Source organism: Actinoallomurus soli (genome assembly GCF_024055715.1).
GTDB lineage: Bacteria > Actinomycetota > Actinomycetes > Streptosporangiales > Streptosporangiaceae > Actinoallomurus > Actinoallomurus soli.
On the sequence record NZ_JAMXMV010000045.1, the window covers coordinates 1 to 19,829 of the forward strand.

18 protein-coding genes are annotated in these 19,829 nt (G+C 71.9%); 14 read left to right on the plus strand and 4 right to left on the minus strand.

All coding sequences use genetic code 11. The annotated features are described in order from the left end of the window. Positions 1-27: 27 nt before the first annotated feature. Positions 28-1,098, minus strand: a complete 1,071-nt coding sequence (locus NDW01_RS42100) for a sodium:calcium antiporter (protein ID WP_252830280.1) — start codon at positions 1,096-1,098, stop codon at positions 28-30. A 284-nt stretch (positions 1,099-1,382) separates the two neighbouring features. On the opposite strand from NDW01_RS42100, the gene NDW01_RS42105 reads away from it, so the two are divergent. Continuing rightward, complete coding sequence (locus NDW01_RS42105) at positions 1,383-3,278, plus strand: PIG-L family deacetylase (protein ID WP_252830281.1); 1,896 nt, start codon at positions 1,383-1,385, stop codon at positions 3,276-3,278. 166 nt (positions 3,279-3,444) lie between these two features. Next, positions 3,445-5,475, plus strand: coding sequence for a threonine--tRNA ligase (thrS, locus tag NDW01_RS42110; RefSeq protein ID WP_406567817.1), 2,031 nt, complete (start codon positions 3,445-3,447; stop codon positions 5,473-5,475). Positions 5,476-5,546: 71 nt separating this feature from the next. On the opposite strand, the gene NDW01_RS42115 is transcribed toward thrS, so the two are convergent. Then, positions 5,547-5,810: a hypothetical protein gene (locus tag NDW01_RS42115; RefSeq protein WP_252830283.1), complete on the minus strand. Its 264-nt coding sequence runs from the start codon at positions 5,808-5,810 to the stop codon at positions 5,547-5,549. Positions 5,811-6,068: 258 nt separating this feature from the next. Here NDW01_RS42115 and NDW01_RS42120 point away from each other — a divergent pair, with 258 nt between their 5' ends. The 8 genes from NDW01_RS42120 to NDW01_RS42155 all read left to right on the plus strand — a co-directional run bounded on the left by NDW01_RS42120 (position 6,069) and on the right by NDW01_RS42155 (position 13,007). After that, entirely contained in the window at positions 6,069-6,620 is a 552-nt protein-coding gene (locus NDW01_RS42120) for an HIT family protein (RefSeq protein WP_252783277.1), read from the plus strand. A 72-nt stretch (positions 6,621-6,692) separates the two neighbouring features. Next, a complete protein-coding gene (locus NDW01_RS42125; RefSeq protein ID WP_252830284.1) occupies positions 6,693-7,307 on the plus strand; it encodes an RNA polymerase sigma factor in 615 nt (204 codons plus the stop codon). Then, on the plus strand, positions 7,304-8,515 hold the full coding sequence (locus tag NDW01_RS42130; RefSeq protein WP_252830285.1) for a S9 family peptidase: 1,212 nt from the start codon (positions 7,304-7,306) through the stop codon (positions 8,513-8,515). The genes NDW01_RS42125 and NDW01_RS42130 overlap by 4 nt, the downstream gene beginning before the upstream one ends. 111 nt (positions 8,516-8,626) lie before the next feature. Further along, entirely contained in the window at positions 8,627-9,028 is a 402-nt protein-coding gene (locus NDW01_RS42135) for a thiol-disulfide oxidoreductase DCC family protein (RefSeq protein WP_252830286.1), read from the plus strand. A 209-nt stretch (positions 9,029-9,237) separates the two neighbouring features. Next, a complete protein-coding gene (locus NDW01_RS42140) occupies positions 9,238-10,185 on the plus strand; it encodes an ABC transporter ATP-binding protein (RefSeq protein WP_252830287.1) in 948 nt (315 codons plus the stop codon). A gap of 33 nt (positions 10,186-10,218) precedes the next feature. Continuing rightward, positions 10,219-11,004, plus strand: coding sequence for an ABC transporter permease (locus NDW01_RS42145; protein ID WP_252830288.1), 786 nt, complete (start codon positions 10,219-10,221; stop codon positions 11,002-11,004). 21 nt (positions 11,005-11,025) lie between these two features. Then, positions 11,026-12,348: a sensor histidine kinase gene (locus NDW01_RS42150; protein WP_252830289.1), complete on the plus strand. Its 1,323-nt coding sequence runs from the start codon at positions 11,026-11,028 to the stop codon at positions 12,346-12,348. Beyond that, positions 12,345-13,007: a response regulator transcription factor gene (locus tag NDW01_RS42155; RefSeq protein ID WP_252830290.1), complete on the plus strand. Its 663-nt coding sequence runs from the start codon at positions 12,345-12,347 to the stop codon at positions 13,005-13,007. The genes NDW01_RS42150 and NDW01_RS42155 overlap by 4 nt, the downstream gene beginning before the upstream one ends. Positions 13,008-13,035: 28 nt before the next feature. Here NDW01_RS42155 and NDW01_RS42160 read toward each other — a convergent pair whose 3' ends face one another. Both NDW01_RS42160 and NDW01_RS42165 read right to left on the minus strand, forming a co-directional pair. Then, the gene (locus NDW01_RS42160) at positions 13,036-13,863 is read right to left on the minus strand and encodes a polysaccharide deacetylase family protein (protein ID WP_252830291.1); all 828 of its coding nucleotides are present in this window, start codon (positions 13,861-13,863) and stop codon (positions 13,036-13,038) included. 126 nt (positions 13,864-13,989) lie between these two features. After that, positions 13,990-16,134, minus strand: a complete 2,145-nt coding sequence (locus NDW01_RS42165) for an elongation factor G-like protein EF-G2 (RefSeq protein WP_252830292.1) — start codon at positions 16,132-16,134, stop codon at positions 13,990-13,992. A 233-nt stretch (positions 16,135-16,367) separates the two neighbouring features. Between NDW01_RS42165 and pgsA the strand changes: the two genes are divergently transcribed. Genes pgsA through NDW01_RS42185 form a run of 4 tightly spaced genes read left to right on the plus strand, consistent with a single transcriptional unit; the run spans position 16,368 to position 19,613 of the window. After that, positions 16,368-16,991, plus strand: a complete 624-nt coding sequence (gene pgsA, locus NDW01_RS42170) for a phosphatidylinositol phosphate synthase (protein ID WP_252830296.1) — start codon at positions 16,368-16,370, stop codon at positions 16,989-16,991. Then, the gene (locus NDW01_RS42175; RefSeq protein ID WP_252830293.1) at positions 16,988-17,875 is read left to right on the plus strand and encodes a phosphatidylinositol mannoside acyltransferase; all 888 of its coding nucleotides are present in this window, start codon (positions 16,988-16,990) and stop codon (positions 17,873-17,875) included. The genes pgsA and NDW01_RS42175 overlap by 4 nt, the downstream gene beginning before the upstream one ends. A gap of 47 nt (positions 17,876-17,922) precedes the next feature. Then, positions 17,923-19,053 carry a glycosyltransferase family 4 protein gene (locus NDW01_RS42180; RefSeq protein ID WP_252830294.1) on the plus strand — a complete coding sequence of 377 codons (1,131 nt, stop codon included), beginning with the start codon at positions 17,923-17,925 and terminating at the stop codon, positions 19,051-19,053. 2 nt (positions 19,054-19,055) lie between these two features. Continuing rightward, positions 19,056-19,613, plus strand: a complete 558-nt coding sequence (locus NDW01_RS42185) for a hypothetical protein (protein WP_252830295.1) — start codon at positions 19,056-19,058, stop codon at positions 19,611-19,613. The last annotated feature ends 216 nt before the right edge of the window (positions 19,614-19,829 follow it).

Below are 19,829 nucleotides of genomic sequence, written 5' to 3' on the forward strand. Positions count from 1 at the left end.
CCCCGCGGCCCCGCCGTGCCGCGCCGATCAGGCCAGGATCGGGATCAGACCGAGACCGAAGATCACGTAGAAGATGGTCGCCACGGTCAGCGACCGGGCGGTCAGGCGGCCCCTCCAGAGCATCGTCAGCAGGTAGACCATGGCCGCCATGGTCACCAGCCCGGCCAGGAGCAGCGCGGAGTCGAACCGCCACGACGTGAACAGGATGCCCAGCCCGGACGGCACGGTGGCCTGGATCATCATCGCGCCGCTGATGTTGGCCAGGGCGAGCGGCGTCTTGCCCTGGCGGACCCAGATGATCGCGTTCATGATCTCGGGCAGCTCGGTGGCGATGGGGGACAGCAGCAGCGCGGTGACAGCCGCAGGCAGGCCGATCATCGGGCCGATCACGTCGAGCTGGTGGACGAACAGCTGCGACGCGAAGAAGATGATCACGAGCGTGACGAGGGTCTGCACGATGACCGCCCAGGTCGCGGGCACCTCGCGGCGGCGCTGCAGGAGCAGCGGCTCGAGGTCGGCGCCGTCGCCGTGCTCACCGCCGTCGCGCAGTTCCCGCCAGAAGTAGACGGCGTACGCGGCGAAGAACAGCAGGCCGAGCCACGGCTTGAACGCGAAGGCGACCAGTCCCAGCGCCACCTTGACGACGAAGATCGCGAGGAACCAGCGCTGGTCGCGGGCGAGCTTGCGGATGTCACCGAGATCGTCCCGCGGCGTGTCTCCGGCCGGGGCGTCGGGCGGCGCGGCCGCGGTGGTCCCGCCGCCGACGGGCGCGACCGTACGGGCGACGGCCTGGACCTTCCGCCGCCTCGTCAGCAGCATGAACCCCGTCACGCCGTAGGCGACGGTGGCCAGGGCCAGGGGACCGCCCATCGCAGCGCCGACGCCGATGTCCTTCTGCTGGGCGCCCGAACCGAACACCACGGCGACGAAGGTGACGACGCTCTCCGGGAGCGCCGTGCCGAACGCGGCCAGCAGGGTGCCGACGGCGAGCGGCCCCACCTTGAGGCGGACGCCGAGCCACTCCACGGCGTTGACGAACCATTCACAGGACAGATAGATCGCAACGGCGCAGGCCAGCAGGATCACGACGTGCAGCATGTGTTCCTCGAGAATCGGCCATCGTGAGACAGAGGGACGACCTCGGCTCACGGTGGACAGCGGTCACCGGCAGCCGAAGGTCTCGTCCACCCCTGTCGCGGGGCCCGGGCACCGGGAGCGCTGAGCGCTCCAGTATGTCGACGACCGGCCGGCGGGACTACTCCCCTTCGCCGCGCCAAGCCTACTCGAACGAGCAGGCCCTTCGTTCCCGCCGCAGAAGCGCCCGCATTCGGCGATACTCGTTCGGTTGCCCTCCTTAATCCCGATCTTGGAGACGGTGCCGCATGCCCACCGAACCGCCCGACCCTGAGCCCGTTTCGCCGGGGTTCGGACGGCGCCGGTTCTTCCTGGTGGGCGCGGTCGCGGCGGCGGGGCTCGGGACAGGTCTCGGCCTGCTGTCGGAGGGGGACGGCCGGCCGGTGAACCGCCACGGCGCGGCCGCGCCGGGCACGGCGGCGGCCCGCGCGCGCTACCTGCAGATCGTCGCGCACGAGGACGACGACCTGCTCTTCATGACCCCCGACCTGTCGGAGTCGCTGCGCGCCGGTTCACCGCACCTGACCGTCTACCTGAGCGCGGGAGAGAGCAAGGCCGGTGTCCCGCCCGACACCCACGACGTGAACGCGTACGTCGCCGACCGGGAGACCGGCGTACGGACGGCGTACGCCCTCATGCTCGGCGTCCGCGACCGGTGGCGGCGGGAGACCCTCACGGTGGGGGCGCTGCGGCTGCTGTCGTACACCCTGGCCGACCGGCCGGACATCCGGCTGGTCTTCCTGCTCGTGCCGGACGGGCGCGACCCGCGCGCGAGCCTGGGATGGCACACGCTGGGCAGACTGTGGAGCGCCACCGGCCATGCGGACGTGTGCGGATGGACGCAGGCCCCGGAGGGATCGCCGTACCGGCGCTGCCTGAGCCGGGAGGACGTGCTGACCGCCCTGACGGGCCTGATCCAGAGCTTCCGCCCGACCGTCGTGCGCTCCCAGGACACCGCGCCCGACGAGAGGTACAGCGCGGACCACCCCGATCACATCGCCGCCGCGCACTTCGCCGCCGAGGCGGTGCGCCGCCACGCCGCGCGCCATCCCGAGCAGCCGCTCCTGCAGGTGAACTACCGGGACTACAACATCCGCAACCTGGCGGTGAACCTCGCCGACGCCGACAACCGGTACAAGCGGCGGGTGTTCGCGGCCTACTCCGCGCACGACTACCGCATCAGCGCCGAGAACCCCCATTGGGACGCCTACGAGGCGCGCATGGTCTACCGCTGGCCGCGCGGTACCGGCTTCACCGCCGCGGACGCCGTGTACGCGGTGGGCGCGGGCCGCCTGCTGGTCTGGCGGCGGGCCGGCGGCCGCTGGTCGGCTCCTCGCTCGCTCGGCGATCCGGGAGGCCCGCTCGCGCCGGCCGTGGCCGCGGCCGGGCCGGTGGTCCTCGGCCTGCGCACCGACACCGGCGAGGTCGTCGCGTACGACCGGCGGGGCTGGCGGTCGCTGGGCCGTCCCGATCCGAAGAAGGTCCGCAACCAGGCCGGGACCCCCGTGGCCGTGGCCGACGGATCCGGCACGGTCGCCGCGTTCGTGCGCAACGGTCGCGGGGGAGTGAGCGCCCGGTTCCTCGGCCCCGGCGGCTGGAGCCCGCGGTGGACCGACCTGCCGGGCGTCGACCTGAACCAGGTGGTCTCGCCGCAGCAGAAGAAGAGACATCACCGGTACGGCGACGTCCAGGACGGCCTGTCCGCGGTCGTCACCGACGACGGGCTGATCGAACTGTTCGCCGCGACCCGCTCGCAGATCCTGTGGTGGCGCCAGCGCGCACCGGGCAGGCCGCTCGTCTTCGCCGGACCCCTGCCCGTGGCGGGCGCGATCGCGCCGCTGGCGGCCGAGGCGGTCGGCGGCCGGGTCGAGGTGATGTTCCGCGAGCCGTGGACCGGCCGTACCCTGGCGATCTCCCGGCTGATGACGTCGAACGTCTGGGACGCCACGGTGCCCGTACGGGCCGCGGCCCACCTCGACGGCGAGGCGCCCGTCGTGGGGGTCCTGCCGCCCACCCGGCTGATCGGGGTGCCCGCGCCGCTGCCGGACGGCACCCAGGTGTGCGCCATCGGCGCCGACGGGCGGCTGCACGTGGCGCCGGGCTCGGCCGTCCGAAAGGCCGCGTGGCGCGCGATCGGGCGCTGATAGCATGGGCGCCATGGCGGCCATGTTCGAGACGACGACGCCGGGCGAGTCCCGGCGCGACGGTCGCCTGCACTGACCTGCACGGCCGAGGCCCCGGGAGCGATTCCGGGGCCTTCCTGCTGTCCCGGGTCGCTCCCGCCACGCGAGAGGAGCGACCATGGAGTCGATGGCGTCCCCCGGACCCGCACAATCGATAGCATTCGATCCCGACATCCCTGACCATCGAGGAGTTCCCGTGTCTGAGCTGCGCATCACCCTCGACGGAAGCGAGCGTGTGGTGGCGGCCGGCACCACCGCCGGAGAAGCGCTCGAAGCCGACGGCCGCACCGTCATTGCCGCCCGCGTCGGCGGCCAGGCGCGCGACCTGGCGTACGTCCTGCGCGACGGCGACGTCGTCGAGCCGATCCAGATCGACTCGCCCGAGGGCCGCGCGATCATGCGCCACTCCGCCGCCCACGTCATGGCGCAGGCGGTGCAGGAGCTGTTCCCCGAGGCCAAACTCGGCATCGGTCCGCCGATCGAGAACGGCTTCTACTACGACTTCGACGTCGAGCACCCGTTCCAGCCGGACGACCTCAAGCGCATCGAGAAGCGGATGCGGGAGATCGTCAAGCAGGGGCAGCGCTTCTCCCGCCGCGTCGTCGCCGACGACGAGGCCCGCGAGGAGCTCGCAGCCGAGCCGTACAAGCTGGAGCTGATCGGCCTCAAGGGGGCCGCGGCCGACGAGGAGAGCGTGGAGGTCGGCGGCGGCGAGCTGACCATCTACGACAACCTCGACGCCAAGTCCGGCGAGCTGCAGTGGAAGGACCTGTGCCGCGGCCCGCACCTGCCGACCACCCGGGTCATCCCCGCGTTCAAGCTGATGCGCTCCGGCGGGGCCTACTGGCGCGGCAGTGAGAAGAACCCTCAGCTCCAGCGCATCTACGGCACCGCGTGGGAGTCCCGCGAGCGCCAGGACGAATACCTCAAGATGCTGGAGGAGGCCGAGCGGCGCGACCACCGCAAGCTCGGCGCCGAGCTGGACCTGTTCTCCTTCCCCAACCAGATCGGCAGCGGTCTGGCGGTCTTCCACCCCAAGGGCGGCATCGTCCGCAAGGTCCTGGAGGACTACTCCCGGCGGCGGCACGAGGAGGAGGGGTACGAGTTCGTCAACACCCCGCACATCACCAAGGGCGACCTGTTCCAGACCTCCGGCCACCTCGGCTGGTACAAGGACGACATGTTCCCGCCCATGGAGCTGGACGGGGCGGAGTACTACCTCAAGCCGATGAACTGCCCGATGCACAACCTGATCTTCGACGCGCGCGGGCGGTCCTACCGGGAGCTGCCGCTGCGGCTGTTCGAATTCGGCTCCGTCTACCGGTTCGAGAAGTCCGGCGTCGTGCACGGCCTCACCCGCGTGCGCGGCATGACCCAGGACGACGCGCACATCTACTGCACCCGCGAGCAGATGGGCGGCGAGATCAAGAGCCTGCTCGCCTTCGTGCTCGGCCTCCTGCGCGACTACGGGCTGAACGAGTTCTACCTCGAGCTGTCCACCCGCGACGAGTCGGAGAAGTTCATCGGCTCCGACGAGGACTGGGAGGAGGCCACCGCCGCTTTGAAGCAGGCCGCCGACGAGTCCGGGCTCGACCTGGTCGCCGACCCCGGCGGCGCGGCGTTCTACGGTCCGAAGATCTCCGTCCAGGCCAAGGACGCCATCGGCCGCACCTGGCAGCTGTCCACCATCCAGGTCGACTTCAACCAGCCGAAGCGGTTCGGCCTGGAGTACCAGGCCGCCGACGGCACCCGCCAGCAGCCCGTCATGCTGCACCGGGCGCTGTTCGGGTCGATCGAGCGGTTCTTCGGCGTGCTGCTGGAGCACTACGCGGGCGCGCTGCCGCCGTGGCTGGCCCCGGTGCAGGCGGTCGGCATTCCCATCGCCGACGACCACGTCGCGCACCTGGAGAAGGTCGCGGCCAGGCTGCGCGAGCGGGGCATCCGGGTCGAGGTCGACACCTCCTCCGACCGGATGCAGAAGAAGATCCGCAACGCCCAGAAGCAGAAGGTCCCGTACATGCTCCTGGCCGGCGACGACGACGTCGCCAAGGACGCCGTGTCGTTCCGCTACCGGAACGGCGAGCAGAAGAACGGCGTCTCCATCGACGAGGCCGTCGAAGAGATCGTCAAGGCCGTCGAGAGCCGCATCCAGGTCTGAGGCCGCCATGATCCCTGGCGTGTGCCGCCCATAGAGGGCGGCCCACGCCAGGGATCATTCTTGTTCGCCGCTCACAGCCATCGCAGGTCGGCGAACATCAGCCGGGCGGCGCTCGCCGGGCCCGACCACTGTCCGACATCGCCGCTGCCGAAGGTGACCGCCCGCCCGTCGGGCAGGGCCATGCCCCAGGCGACGAACTCGGTCCCGTCCCCGTCGCCCTCGCGCACGAGCGCGAACAACCGGGGTACCCCCGGCCGGCGGCGCAGCCGGGCCATGAGCCGGGTGATGATCCCCCTGCCGTGGTAGACAGGGGGCGCGTCGGATCGTTGGTGCATCGCGACTCCTTCGGTCGGCGTGCAGTCGAGGCGGGTGCCGGGCCGTCCAACTCGGGCACCCGCCTCGACCTTTGTTATTCCCATGCGCATGTGCGTTGGGCAGCTGTACGCCGCGGAGTACCTCCAGCGCGACCTGTCGCTCGCTGTACGTCGAATCGGCGGAAGTCGAAGTGGCCGGCGTGACGGCTTGATGGCTGACCGAGCGCTCGGTCGGTACCCGCAGGCGGTTCGGTGCCGGATCGGTCCTATGCTGCTGGCATGACCGAGTCCGACCATGAGGAACAGTACGGAGTCGGGGAGCCCGACCAGTTCCAGCGCCTGTGGACGCCGCACCGGATGGCCTACATCAAGGGTGAGAGCAAGCCCACCGGGGCGGGGGCGGACGACGGCTGCCCGTTCTGCGAGATCCCGAAGATGAGCGACGAGGACGGCCTCATCGTCCGGCGCGGGGACAGCGCCTTCGCCGTCCTCAATCTCTACCCGTACAACTCCGGTCACCTCATGGTCTGCCCGTACCGGCACGTCGCGGACTACACCGAACTCGACGGCACCGAGACCGCCGAGGTCGCCCGGCTCACCCAGGACGCGATCACCGCGCTGCGCAAGGCGAGCGGCGCGCACGGCTTCAACGTCGGCATGAACCTCGGCACGGTCGCCGGCGCGGGCATCGCCGCCCACCTCCACCAGCACGTCGTCCCACGCTGGGGCGGGGACACCAACTTCATGCCGGTCATCGGCCAGACGAAGGTGCTGCCCCAGCTGCTGCGCGAGACCCGCCAGATCATCGCGGACGCCTGGCCGCACGACTGACGCCCGGCCCCGGCCACCGGAGAAGTACCGCGCGGCGAGCAACCTATCCGGCGTGTCCCGCATGTAAGGGGCATGAGACTGAAGATCGCTGCGGAGCGGGGCGCGGCCTGGCACGGGCCGCCGGGCGGCGTGGGCGGCGCATCGCGGGAGGACGCCCTGGCGGCGGAGCCGGATACCGGCGCGGATCAGGAGGACCACGGCTCGGCCGTGGTCCTGACCGCCGTCTTCCGCCGGCACCACCTGGAGCTCGTCCGGATGGCGCTGTTCATCGTCGGGGACCAGGCCACCGCCGAGGACGTCGTCCAGGACGCCTTCGCGGCCGTGCACCGGCGGATCGACCGATTGCGCGATCCGGGGAACCCGCTCCCGTACATCCGCGCCTCGGTGCTCAACGGCTGTCGCGGGGTGCTGCGCAGGCGCGCGGTCGCGCGACGCTTCGGCGGTGAGTACGCGCCGCCCATCTGGTCCGCGGAGTCGGCGGCGCTGCTCGGGGAGGACCGCCGAGAGGTCTTCCTGGCCCTCCGGTCGCTGCCGCGCCGTCAGCGTGAGGCGCTCGTGCTGCGGTACTACCTCGATCTGCCCGAAGCCGAGATCGCCGAGGTGATGGGCGTCAGCCGCGGCACCGTCAAGTCGACCACCTCCCGGGCGCTCACCGCGCTCGCCAGGAAGCTCGGGGAGGAATCATGACCGGGATCGAGGAACGCCTCCGCGACGCCTTCGCCGGAGGGGCTCATGCGGTGCGGCCCGAGACGGTTCGGCCGCTGTCCCTCCCGGAACGACGCCGACGGCTCTCGTGGACGGTGCCGGCGATGAGCGCGGCCGCGGTCGCCATCGCCGTCGCCCTGGTGGCGGCGATCACCGGGCGGCCGCAGCCGGACGCGGCGGCCGGGGGAGGCGGACCGGCCTTCATCGTGGCGGTGACCGGGTTCGGCGAGTTTCCGAAGGGCCTGTCCCGCGTCGAGGTCCGGGACTCCAGGACGGAGAGGCTGTACGACACGAGGGCGGCGTCGCAGGGCCTGACCTTCCAGTACGTCACCGCGGCCCAGGACAACCGGACCTTCTTCGTCATGGAGGTGCCGATCCGGCAGACCGCGTGCAACACCATCCGCGTCTACCGCATGCGGGTCGCCGACAACGGCAGGATCACCTCGTTCACGCCGCTCAGGACGCGGATCCAGGGCGGGACGATGCGCGGGGAGGCGCTGCCCGGCGGGCTCGCCGTCTCCCCGGACGGCAGAAGGCTGGCGTACGCGGTGCTGCCCTGCGGCACCCCGGCGGACCGCGTCTTCTACAAGCTCGGCGTGGTCGATCTGCGGACCGGCGCGCGACGGGAGTGGAGCGACCCACAGGAGAGCGTGATCTCCAGCCTCTCCTGGACCGCCGACGACCGTAAGGTCGCGTTCCTTCGCCGGGAACCCACTCATCAGCCGGACGACGGAGACCACCAGTTGACCAGGAACGGTGTGGTCAGGCTCCTGGACACGGACGCGAAGGGCTCCAGCCTGCCGTCCAGCGCCGTCCCCGTCCGCCGATCCGCACGGCTGACGGACATCTGGGCGGCCGCGATCAGCGGGGACGGGGACACGATCAGTGTGGTGGGGGAGTACGCGCCGCTCGACGGGACCTACACGATCTGTGAGATCGCCGTTGCCGACGGGCGGGTGCTCCGCACGCTGTACCACGAGTCCGAGGAGGGACGGCCTGTGCCTCCGCTGCCCCACTGGTCCGGGCGCGTCGCGCTCCGAACCGACCCGAGCGGGCGTCACCTGCTGTTCCACGACGGCGGGAACCTGAACGACTTCGGGTTCGGCCGCATCGACGACGGCCGGTTCCGTACGCTGCAGCACACCGACGCCCATGACGAGGCGTTCGAACCGGATGACCTCGTCTGGTGACCGGAACCGGCTGATGCGCCGCCGCGGGCCCGACACCGGCAGCGCCCGCGGCGGGCCGTCGGCGCCATCCCCGCGGGGCGGCGGCCGATCGGCTCGGCGAGGATGGGGCGCATGACGCGACCGGTTCTGGTGTACGACGGGGACTGCGGGATCTGCACGAAGGCCGTCCGGCTCATCGGGGCCCGGGGACGGCGGCTGCGGGTGCCGGCGGAGGCCGAGGTCGTCCCGTTCCAGCACGCGGACCTCCCGGCGCTCGGCACCACCGCCGAACGCGCCGCGTACGAGGTGCTGTGGATCGAGGACGGCCGGGTGTATGGCGGAGCGCAGGCGGTGGCCCGGCTGCTGACCGACGCCGGTGGGTTCTGGCGGCCGCTCGGTCTCCTCACGCGGGTTCCGCCCTTCCGCTGGGCCGCGCACGGGGTGTACCGCCTCATCGCGAACAACCGGCACCGGCTGCCCGGCGGCACCCCGGTCTGCGCCCTTCCTGCCGCCGAGCGCCCCGGCACGCGCTGAGCCGGCGCGGCCGCCCCGGCGGCCGATGGGCCCGCGATCACGACGGGCGGTCAACCGATCGGTGGATCGGCTCCACCGTCCGGTCCACCGCGCGCCTCCGTCCGCTCGCCCCGAGGATTTCGCCGGGTGGTCGATACCGCGTCCGGGCGGGCTTCGCGAGGCTGAAGGCACGAGGTCGCGACAGACCGGAACGCCGGAAGGACCACCGCATGCCAGCAGTGATCGAGGTGCACAACCTGCACAAGAGCTACGGGGACACCGTGGCGGTCGACGACGTCTCCCTCACCGTCCAGGAGGGGGAGATCTTCGGGATCCTCGGCCCCAACGGAGCGGGCAAGACCACGACGGTGGAGTGCGTCGAGGGGCTGCGCAGGCCGGACCGGGGCGAGATCAGCGTGCTCGGGCTCGACCCGCAGCGGGACCGCGCCGAGCTCACCCAGCAACTCGGCGTGCAGCTCCAGGACGGCGAGCTGCCCGGCCGATTGAAGGTCGGGGAGGCGCTCACGCTCTACAGCTCCTTCTACCGGACACCCGCGGACCCGCGTGCGCTGATGGAGATGCTCGGGCTCGCGGACAAGAGCTCGACCAGGTGCGGGAAGCTGTCCGGCGGCCAGAGACAGCGGCTCTCGATCGCGCTGGCGCTGATCGGGAACCCGCGGGTGGCGGTACTCGACGAGCTGACCACCGGCCTCGACCCGCAGGCCAGACGCGACACCTGGCAGCTGATCGAGGACGTGCGCGCCCGTGGCGTCACGATCCTGCTCGTCACCCACTTCATGGAGGAGGCCGAGCGGCTGTGCGACCGGATCGCACTGATCGACATGGGCCGCACCGTCGTGGTGGACACCCCGGCCGGGCTGACCGAACGTGTCCAGACCGAACAGCGGATCCGCTTCCGGCCGTCCGCGCCGTTCGATGACCGGCTGCTGACCGGCCTGCCGGAGGTGACCGGCGTCGTCCACCGGGGCGACGTCGTGGTGGTCACGGGCAACGACAATGCGCTGAACGCGGTCACCTCCGTGCTGGCCCGCAACAACATCGTGGCGCGGCAACTGCGCGTCGAGCAGGCCGGCCTGGAGGACGCCTTCGTCGCGCTGACCGGGCGGCGCCCCGAGAGTGAACGGCACGCGAGCCAGAGCCGGCCCGGCCGGAACTAGGCCCGGTCACCCCAGGATCAGGAAGGCATCACCATGTCCGTCACCACCACCACGGCGGCACCGTCGGCGACCGCGCCGCGGTCCGCGCTCATGCGGCTCGTCGCCACCGAGCTGAAGCTCTTCGTCCGCGAGCGGATCGGGCCCATCTGGGGCGTCGGGTTCCCGCTGCTCCTGCTGGTCATCTTCGGCGGCATCCACTCTTTCCGGAAGCCCCAGAAGGACTTCGGCGGCGCCACCACGCTCGAGATCTACGTGCCCGTCCTGATCGCGTTCTCGATCGCGATGCTCGCGCTCAGCGCGCTGCCGATGGTCCTGGCCGGTTACCGGGAGAAGGGCGTCCTGCGCCGGCTGCGGACGACGCCGATGGGCCCGGTCCGGCTGCTCGCCGCCCAGCTCGCGGTCAACGCCGCCGTCACCGCCCTCTCGGTCATCGCGATCCTCGTGGTGGCCAGGGTCGCGTACGGTGTGGCCCCGCCGAAGCAGCCGGCGGGGTTCGTCATCGCCGCGCTGCTCGCCGCGGCCGCGCTCATGGCGGTCGGCCTGTTCGTCGCCGCGACGGCCGCGAGCGGACGGGCCGCCCAGGCGATCGGCACGATCCTGTTCTTCCCGATGATGTTCTTCGCCGGACTGTGGGTGCCCATCGCCCAGATGCCCCCGCTGCTGCGCCACATCAGCCACGGCACGCCGCTCGGCCCGGCGGTCCAGGCACTGCAGCGGGCGGCCGAGGGGCACTGGCCACACCCGCAGCAACTGCTGATCATGGCGGCGTACGCGGTGGTGTTCGGGCTGGCCGCCGCTAAATTGTTCCGCTGGGAGTAGGGCGCAGCGGGAAGGATGCGGATGAGCGATCCGATGCCGCACGCCCGGCAGGGCCTATCGAACCGGCGATGGCTCCTGATGACGACCGTCGTGCCCTACCCGCTGCTGGCGGTCCTGACCGGGGTCACCGTGGCGATGAGACGGTCCAACGGCCACTCCTTCACCGTCGACCTCGCGCTGTGCGCGCTGACGGCGGCGTGGATGCTGTGGATGTTCACGCTGCATCCGGCCTGGCGGGAGCGCCCGCGGGTCATGGGGTTGTTCGTGGGCGTGCTGATCGTGCTCGTGGCGATCCTGGTGCTCAGGAATCCCTGGTTCTCGCTGTTCACGCCCGCCTGCTACTTCTACTCGTTCCGGCTCCTGCCCTGGCCGTGGGAGCTGGCCGCCATCGCCGGCGTGGCGATCGTGGCGGGCACCGCGCAGGCGTCCCCGATACCCAAGACGAACGTCTACGGCGTGCTCGGCTACCTGGCCGTGCTCGCCGTGAACGTCCTTCCCATGTGCGGTCTCGCCTGGCTCGGCCGGAAGAGCGATGAGCACGACGAACTGCGTGAGCAGGCCCTCGCGGAGGTGCGCGAGGCGAACCGCAGGCTCGAGGCGAGCATGGCCGAGAACGCCGGCCTGCAGCAGCAGTTGCTGACCCAGGCGAGGGAGGCCGGAGTGTCCGACGAGCGGCAGCGGATGGCCCGCGAGATCCACGACACGCTGGCGCAGGGGCTCACCGGGATCATCACCCAGCTGCAGGCGGCCGAGCAGTTCGCCGATGACCAGGCGCAGTGGCGCCGGCACGTCCAGGCGGCGACGCGACTGGCCAGGGAGAGCCTGTCCGAGGCCCGGCGGTCGGTCCACGCGCTGCGCCCCGAGGCACTGGAGGCGGCACGGCTGAGCGAGGCGCTGGCCGACGTGGCCGAGCGCTGGTCGGCGCTGCACGGCATCGAAGTCCAGGTCGCCACCACCGGCAAGGCGCGGCCGATGCCGCCGGAGGCCGATGTCGCGCTGCTGCGTACCGCGCAGGAGGCGCTGGCGAACGTCGCCAAGCACGCGCGCGCCACCAAGGTCGGGCTGACACTGTCCTACATGGAGAACGAGGTCGCGTTGGACGTGCGTGACAACGGCAGGGGTTTTGAACCCGACGGGCCCGGCGACGGCGCCGGCCCGCCGGACGCCGGGGACGAGGGCCCGCGGCGCCCGGACGCGGGCGCGCAGAGCGGCGGGTTCGGCCTCGTCGCGATGCGGCAGCGCATCGAGAGCCTGTCCGGGACGCTCCAGATCGAATCGGAACGCGGCGTCGGCACGGCCATCTCGGCCTGCCTCCCGGCCGCGCCCGCGGGGACCGGCGCATGAGCCACACGACCGGTGCGCCGATCAGGCTGCTGATCGCCGACGACCACCCCGTGGTCAGGGACGGGTTGAGCGGCATGTTCGCGCGCGACCCCGGCTTCGAGGTGCTCGGCGAGGCCGGCGACGGCGCCGAGGCGATCCGGCTCGCCCAGGTCCTCGAACCCGATGTGATCTTGATGGACCTGCGGATGCCCGGCATGGACGGCCTGACCGCGATCACCGAGCTGGCCCGGCGGGGCGTCACCGCGCGCGTGCTCGTGCTGACCACCTACGACACCGACAGCTACGTCCTGCCGGCGATCGAGGCCGGTGCCACCGGATACCTGCTCAAGGACGCCCCCCGCGACGAACTGCTGCGGGCGGTACGCGCGGCCGCCCACGGCCAGGCGGTGCTCTCCCCGTCGGTGGCGACCCGGCTGATGAGCCGGGTCCGGGAGCCCGAGACCAAGCCGCTCAGCCGGCGGGAACTCGAGATCCTGGAACTGGTCGCGGCCGGGACCACCAACCGCGACGCGGCGGCCAGGCTGCTCATCAGCGAGGCCACCGTCAAGACCCACCTGCTGAACATCTACGCCAAGCTCGGGGTCGGCGACCGCGCCGCGGCGGTCGCCGAGGCGTTCAACCGGGGCCTGCTCACCCCCACCCGGCCGGAACGGCCGTGAGGCCGGGGCGGCCCGCCGCCCTCGGCCGTCACTGCGCCGGGTGCGTGCCCGGCGCGGAGGCGCCCGCCTGGATCAGCTCGGAGACGGTGACGAACTCGAAGCCCTTCGCGCGCAGCCCGTGGATCATCGCGGAGAGGTTCCGCAGGGCGACGAGACGGTCCGGGTGGCCGGTGTCGTGCGCGAGCAGGATCGTGCCCGGCGCGGAGTTGGTCACGATGTAGTCGACCAGCTTGGGCGGGTCCTTCTCGAAGGTCTTCTCCAGCATCTTGATCGACCACAGGACGAGGTTGTAGCCGAGGACACCCGCCGCGCTGAGCGTCGTGCCGCCGATGTTGCCGTACGGCGGGCGCAGATGCCGTGGCTCCCGGCCGGTGATCTCGGCGATCGCGGTGTGCGCCCGCCTCATCTGGGTCAGCGCCGCCTGGTGGTCCAGCTGGGCCAGGTTGCGGTGCGCCCAGGTGTGGTTGCCGGCCTCGTGGCGGTCCATCCGGCCGTGCACGAGGCGGGCGCCCCGCACGAGGCGCTGGCCGACGAGGAAGAACGTGGCCTTGACCTTCTCCTCGTCGAGGATGTCGTGGACCATGGGCGTCCAGTTCGGCATCGGGCCGTCGTCGAAGGTGAGGGCCACCAGCTTCTGGGAGGTGTTCACCGCCCAGGTCACGTCGACGTGTCCCTCGCCCGGCCGCCAGGGCCCCGCCGACGGCACCGCCATCGCCGAGGGCGGTGTGGCGGGCGCCGCCTCCGCCGAGTCGATCGCCGCTCCGGCGGCGAGCCCGACCGCCGTACCCGCGCCACCGAGAGCGACGGCGCGCAGAACCGTGCGCCTGCCGTGCTCCCCAGCCCCCGTATCAGCCATGCTGCGATCATCTCAAACGCTCGGTTAACAAAGCGTCATCCCGGAGGATGATCGTTTCGTCCTCCGGGCGGCCCGGCGCGGCGATGCCGCCCGCACGGCGGGCGTACGGGCGGCATGACGCGATGGTCACTCCCTCGACTCGGCGGCGACCTTGTCGGCCAGGTGCGACGGCAGCGGTTCGTACCGCAGGAACGAGCGGCTGAACGTCCCCGTGCCGTGCGACATCGAGCGCAGGTCGATCGCGTACCGGGTGATCTCCAGCTGCGGGACCTCCGCCCTGATGAGGGAACGGCCTCCGGCGATGGTCTCGGTGCCGAGCACCCGCCCGCGCCGGGACGACAGGTCCGACATCACCGCGCCGACGTAGTCGTCGGCGACGAGCACCGACACCTCGTCCACCGGCTCCAGCAGCAGGACCTGCGTCTTGCCCGCGGCGTCCTTGAGCGCGAGCTGCCCCGCCGTCTGGAAGGCCATGTCGGAGGAGTCGACCGAGTGCGCCTTCCCGTCGTGCAGGGTGACGCGGATGTCGACGAGCGGGTAGCCCGCCAGGACCCCGCGCTCCATCTGGATGCGCAGGCCCTTCTCGACCGACGGGATGAACTGCCGCGGGACGACGCCGCCGACGATCTTGTCGACGAACTCGAACCCGCCGCCCGACGGCAGCGGCTCGACGTCGATGTGGCAGATGCCGTACTGCCCGTGACCGCCGCTCTGCTTGACGTGCCGGCCCAGGCCCTGTGCCCTGCCGCCGAACGTCTCGCGCAGCGGAACCCGCAGCGGGACGGTCTCCACCTCGACGCCGTACCGGCTGCGCAGCCGCTCCAGGAGCACGTCGGCGTGTGCCTCGCCCATGTTCCACAGCACGAGCTGGCGGGTCTCGGGGTTGTTCTCCAGCCGCAGCGTCGGATCCTCGGCCACCAGCCGGGCCAGCGCCTGGGACAGCTTGTCCTCGTCGGCCTTCGACTTGGCGCGGATCGCCGTCGGCAGCAGCGGATCCGGCATCGACCAGGGCGCCATCAGCAGCGGGGACTCTTTGGAGGAGATCGTGTCGCCCGTCTCGGCGTGGGTGAGCTTGGCGACCGCGCAGATGTCCCCCGCGATGCAGGAGGACATCGTGCGCTGGGCCTTGCCCAGCGGAGAGCTGATCGCGCCGACCCGCTCGTCGACGTCGTGGTCCTCGTGGCCGCGGTCCTCCATGCCGTGCCCGGAGACGTGCACGGTGTCGTCCGGCCGCAGCGTGCCGCAGAACACCCGGACCAGCGAGATCCGGCCGACGTACGGGTCGGAGGTGGTCTTGACGACCTCGGCCACCAGCGGCCCGTCCAGGTCGCACGTGAGGTCCTTCGCGGGCGAGCCGTCGACCCTGGTGACCGCCGGGATGCCGTGCTCGAGCGGCGACGGGAACGCCTGGGTCATCACCTCGAGGAGCTCGCGCATGCCGATCACCGGCCCGGGATGGTCTCCATGGGGGACCGACGTGGCCAGCACGGGATAGAAGCTGCCGCGCGCGACCGCCTTCTCCATGTCCTCGATGAGGATCTTGACGTCGATCTGCTCCCCGGAGAGGTAGCGATCCATGAGCGTCTCGTCCTCGCTCTCCTGGATGATCCCCTCGATGAGGGCGCCGCGCTGCTCGGCGAGGCGGTCCAGGAACTGCGGGTCGGGGTCGCGTTCGACGCGTTCGCCGGAGGAGTAGTCGAAGCACCGGCCCGTGAGCAGCCCGATCAGGCCGGCCTCGCACGGGAAGTAGCACGGCAGCACGCCGTCGCCGAAGGCGTCCTGGCAGGCGGTGAGGACCTCGTCGAAGTCGCCGCGCTGCTGGTCGATCTTGGTGACGACGACCGCGCGCGGCATGCCGACCAGCGCGCACTCCTCCCACAGCATCCGGGTGAGGCCGTCGACGCCGTCGACCGCGGAGACCACGAACAGCGCCGCGTCGGCCGCCCGCAGCCCGGCCCGCAGGTCGCCGACGAAGTCGGCGTAGCCCGGGGTGTCGAGCAGATTGACCTTGAGCCCGCCGTGCATGAAGGAGGCGAGCGAGAGGTTCACCGAGCGTTGCTGGCGAATCTCGACCTCGTCGTAGTCGCTGACCGTCGAGCCGTCCTCGACGCGACCGGGCCGCTGGATGGTACCGGTCGCAGCGAGCAGCGCCTCGACGAGCGTCGTCTTACCCGCTCCGGAGTGGCCGACCAGCGCGATGTTGCGGATCTTGTCGGGCTGGTCGACCGCTGGTGCCCTGCCGGCGGCTTGGGGAGCTGTCTTGTCCGCCACGTGCCCACCTCCAAAGGACGGATGGGTGTGACGGGTGCCACACCCGTGGTCACCACCATTACCGCCCCGGCCTCATATCACAAGGGGTGACCGGGCGCGGGTTGAGGCCTGTCTGATATGAGCCGTTCCCACCTGCGCCGACGCCACGCACTACGATTGGCCCGCCCAGGGGGTGGCGCGGCTACGGCCACGGGGCGATGAAATCGCGGCCAGAACACGATCAGAGGATGGCAATGCTCAACCAGTTGCGGCCGGCGCTCTCGCGTGTGATCACACCGGTGGGCCGGGCGCTCGCCCGCACCGGTCTCACGCCGAACGCGATCACCCTCATCGGCACGCTCGGTGTCGTCGGCGGCGCGCTCGGCTTCTACCCGCGCGGCCAGTTCTTCTGGGGAACCGTCGTCATCACGATCTTCGTGTTCTTCGACATGTTCGACGGCGCGGTGGCGCGGGTCACGGGGAAGACGAGCCGGTTCGGCGCCTTCCTCGACTCCAACATGGACCGGGTGTCCGACGCGGCGATCTTCTCCGGGGTGATCCTCTACTTCGCCCGGCAGGACCACCAGGACCTGCTGATGATCGGCCTCGCGCTGTTCTGCCTCGTGGCCGGGGCGCTCGTCTCGTACGCGCGGGCGCGCGCCGAGGGCATCGGCGTCGGCGCGACCGTCGGCATCGCCGAGCGCGGCGAGCGGCTGATCGTCAGCCTCGTCGCGATTGGCCTCGACGGACTCGGCGTCCCGTACGTCCTGGCCATCGGGCTCTGGCTGCTCTCGCTGGCCAGTGCGATCACCGTCGTGCAGCGGTTCGTCGCCGTGCGCCGTCAGCTCGAGGTGCTCGAGGTGAGCGAGTCGTCATGAGGGACGAGGCGGCCGACGCCGCGTACGCGCTGGGCTGGGCGGCGGTACGACGGCTGCCCGAACCGGTCGCCCGGGAGATCTTCATGCTGATCGCCGACCGTACGTGGCGGCGGCGCGGCCGTGGAGTCCGGCAGCTGGAGAAGAACCTCCGCCGGGTCGTCGGTCCCGACGTCTCCGAAGAGGAGCTGCGCGGGCTGAGCCGCCGGGGCATGCGCTCGTACATGCGCTACTGGATGGAGGCGTTCCGGCTGCCCGCGACGAGCCGGGAGCGGATCCTGTCCGGCATGCGCATCACCGGTATCGAGGACCTGCGCAAGGACCTCGACGCGGGGCGCGGCGTCGTGGCGGCCCTCCCGCACATGGGCAACTACGACCACGCGGGCGCCTGGATCAGCCTGTCCGGTGTGCCGTTCACCACGGTGATGGAGCGGCTGCGGCCCGAGTCGCTGTACGACCGGTTCATCGCCTACCGGGCGAGCCTCGGCATGGAGGTGCTCCCGGCCACCGGCGGCGACGGCGACGTCTTCCGCACCCTGGCCGCGCGGCTGCGCGAGGCCCGCCTGGTCTGCCTGGTCGCCGACCGGGATCTCACCGCGTCCGGCGTGGAGGTCGAGTTCTTCGGCAGGGCCGCGAAGATGCCCGCGGGCCCGGCCGCGCTGGCCATTGAGACGGGCGCCGTGCTCCGCCCGGTCACCTTGTGGTACGAAGGAGACGATTGGGGTGTCCGCGTCCACGAGGAGATCCCCGTGCCCGACGCGGGAGAGCGGCAGGACAAGGTCCGGGCGATGACGCAGGCTCTCGCGGACGCCTTCGCCGGCGGCATCGCCGCCCACCCGGAGGACTGGCACATGCTCCAGAGGGTCTGGCTCGAGGACCTCCGGTGAGCTGAGATGACCGAGACGGCGAGGACGGCGGAAAGGGCGGGCGATCGGTGAAGATCGGGATCGTCTGTCCCTACACATGGGACGTTCCCGGCGGTGTGCAGCAGCACGTCCGCGACCTCGCCGAGGCGCTGGTCGCGCTCGGCCACGACGTGTCCGTGATCGCGCCCGCCGACGAGGACTCGCCGCTGCCCTGGTACGTCGTGCCCGCGGGCCGCGCCGTGCCGGTGCCGTACAACGGCTCGGTGGCACGGCTGGCGTTCGGGTTCCTGTCCGCGAGCCGGGTGCGCCGCTGGATCCGCGACGGCAGGTTCGACGTGCTCCACGTTCACGAGCCGGCCGCGCCCTCGCTCGGGCTGCTGGCCTGCTGGGCCGCCGACGGGCCGATCGTGGGGACCTTCCACGCCTCCTTCGAACGATCACGGGCGCTGTCGGCGGCCGGCCCGATCCTGCAGAGCGCCCTGGAGAAGATCACCGCGCGGATCGCGGTGTCGGAGAAGGCCCGCAAGACCCTCGTCGAGCACCTCGGCGGCGACGCCGTGCTCATCCCCAACGGCGTGACCACCGAGCGCTACGCCATGGCCGAGCCGCTGCCCGGCTGGCCCGGGGACGACGGCGCGCTCGGCTTCCTCGGCCGCATGGACGAGCAGCGCAAGGGCCTGCCGATCCTGCTGTCCGCCTTCGAGATCCTCGGGCGGCGGCGTCCCGGCCTGCGGCTGCTGGTGGCCGGGCCCGGGGACGAGGAGGAGGTCCTGGCCCGGGTCTCGCCGGACCTGCGCGACCGGGTCGTCCTGCTCGGCCTGGTCAGCGAGGCCGACAAGGTTCGCGCCCTGCACTCCGTGGACGTCTTCGTCGCGCCCAACACCGGCGGGGAGAGCTTCGGCATCGTGCTCGCCGAGGCGATGTCGGCCGGGGCGCCGATCCTCGCCAGCGACATCGAGGCGTTCCGGCGCGTGCTGCTCGACGGCCGGGCCGGAGCGCTGTTCCCGGTCGGCGACGCCGGGGCGCTGGCCGCCGCGGCGGCCGAGCTGCTGGACGACCCTGCCCGCCGCAAGCAGCTGTCGGCGGAGGCCAAGACCGCCGTCCGCGCCTACGACTGGTCGACGGTCGCCCGCGATGTCGTGAGCGTGTACGAGACCGTGGCAGGGGACGCGACCGTCGTCGAGACGTCGGCGGGCTGATCGTGTACCACACCCTGCTCAACGTCGCACTCGCCGCCGCGGTCCTCCTCCTGCTCGGCGTCTACGTCTCCTGGCGCGCCACCCGCATCGACCGGCTGCACGTGCGCCTGGAGACCGCGCGCGCCGGACTCGACGTCGCGCTCGTCCGGCGCGCGGCGGTCGCCCTGGAGTTCGCCGCCTCCCGCCTGCTCGACCCGGCGACCAGCCTCCTGCTGGCCGCGGCCGCCCACGAGGCCCGCATCGCTGACGCCGACAACCGGGAGTTCGCCGAGAGCGACCTGTCCCGCGCGCTGCGGGCGGTCGTCGAGCAGCCGGGCTTCCGCGACGCCCTCGCCGGCCGCGAGGACGGCGCGGCGCTGCTGGAGGAGCTCGACGCCGCCGCCCGGAAGGTGGCGTACGCGCGCAGCTTCTACAACAACGCGGTGACCGCGACCCGCGCCGCGCGGCGCAAGCTCCTGCCGCGCCTGCTGCACCTGGCCGGCCGGGCACCGCTCCCGGAGTTCTTCGAGATCGACGACGTCCCGCCGGAGACCTTCGCCGACGTGGTCCGACCGGGCTGACGGCCCGCGTGCGCGGACGGCCGGCCTCCTCCGCGGCGATCGCACGGTCCGAGCCCGTGGGTGGTCGGCGTCCCCAAGCGGCGACCGGGCGGTCCGAGCCCGTGGGTGGTCGGCGTCCCCAAGCGGCGACCGGGCGGTCCGAGCCCGTGGGTGGTCGGCGTCCCCAAGCGGCGACCGGGCGGTCCGAGCCCGTGGGTGGTCGGCGTCCCCAAGCGG

Excerpts from the sequence above, each read along its gene's own strand:
- NDW01_RS42100 (WP_252830280.1), bottom strand. The coding sequence starts at position 1,098 with ATGCTGCACGTCGTGATCCTGCTGGCCTGCGCCGTTGCGATCTATCTG.
- NDW01_RS42105 (WP_252830281.1), top strand. The coding sequence starts at position 1,383 with ATGCCCACCGAACCGCCCGACCCTGAGCCCGTTTCGCCGGGGTTCGGA.
- thrS (WP_406567817.1), top strand. The coding sequence starts at position 3,445 with ATGGCGTCCCCCGGACCCGCACAATCGATAGCATTCGATCCCGACATC.
- NDW01_RS42115 (WP_252830283.1), bottom strand. The coding sequence starts at position 5,810 with ATGCACCAACGATCCGACGCGCCCCCTGTCTACCACGGCAGGGGGATC.
- NDW01_RS42120 (WP_252783277.1), top strand. The coding sequence starts at position 6,069 with ATGACCGAGTCCGACCATGAGGAACAGTACGGAGTCGGGGAGCCCGAC.
- NDW01_RS42125 (WP_252830284.1), top strand. The coding sequence starts at position 6,693 with ATGAGACTGAAGATCGCTGCGGAGCGGGGCGCGGCCTGGCACGGGCCG.
- NDW01_RS42130 (WP_252830285.1), top strand. The coding sequence starts at position 7,304 with ATGACCGGGATCGAGGAACGCCTCCGCGACGCCTTCGCCGGAGGGGCT.
- NDW01_RS42135 (WP_252830286.1), top strand. The coding sequence starts at position 8,627 with ATGACGCGACCGGTTCTGGTGTACGACGGGGACTGCGGGATCTGCACG.
- NDW01_RS42140 (WP_252830287.1), top strand. The coding sequence starts at position 9,238 with ATGCCAGCAGTGATCGAGGTGCACAACCTGCACAAGAGCTACGGGGAC.
- NDW01_RS42145 (WP_252830288.1), top strand. The coding sequence starts at position 10,219 with ATGTCCGTCACCACCACCACGGCGGCACCGTCGGCGACCGCGCCGCGG.
- NDW01_RS42150 (WP_252830289.1), top strand. The coding sequence starts at position 11,026 with ATGAGCGATCCGATGCCGCACGCCCGGCAGGGCCTATCGAACCGGCGA.
- NDW01_RS42155 (WP_252830290.1), top strand. The coding sequence starts at position 12,345 with ATGAGCCACACGACCGGTGCGCCGATCAGGCTGCTGATCGCCGACGAC.
- NDW01_RS42160 (WP_252830291.1), bottom strand. The coding sequence starts at position 13,863 with ATGGCTGATACGGGGGCTGGGGAGCACGGCAGGCGCACGGTTCTGCGC.
- pgsA (WP_252830296.1), top strand. The coding sequence starts at position 16,368 with ATGCTCAACCAGTTGCGGCCGGCGCTCTCGCGTGTGATCACACCGGTG.
- NDW01_RS42175 (WP_252830293.1), top strand. The coding sequence starts at position 16,988 with ATGAGGGACGAGGCGGCCGACGCCGCGTACGCGCTGGGCTGGGCGGCG.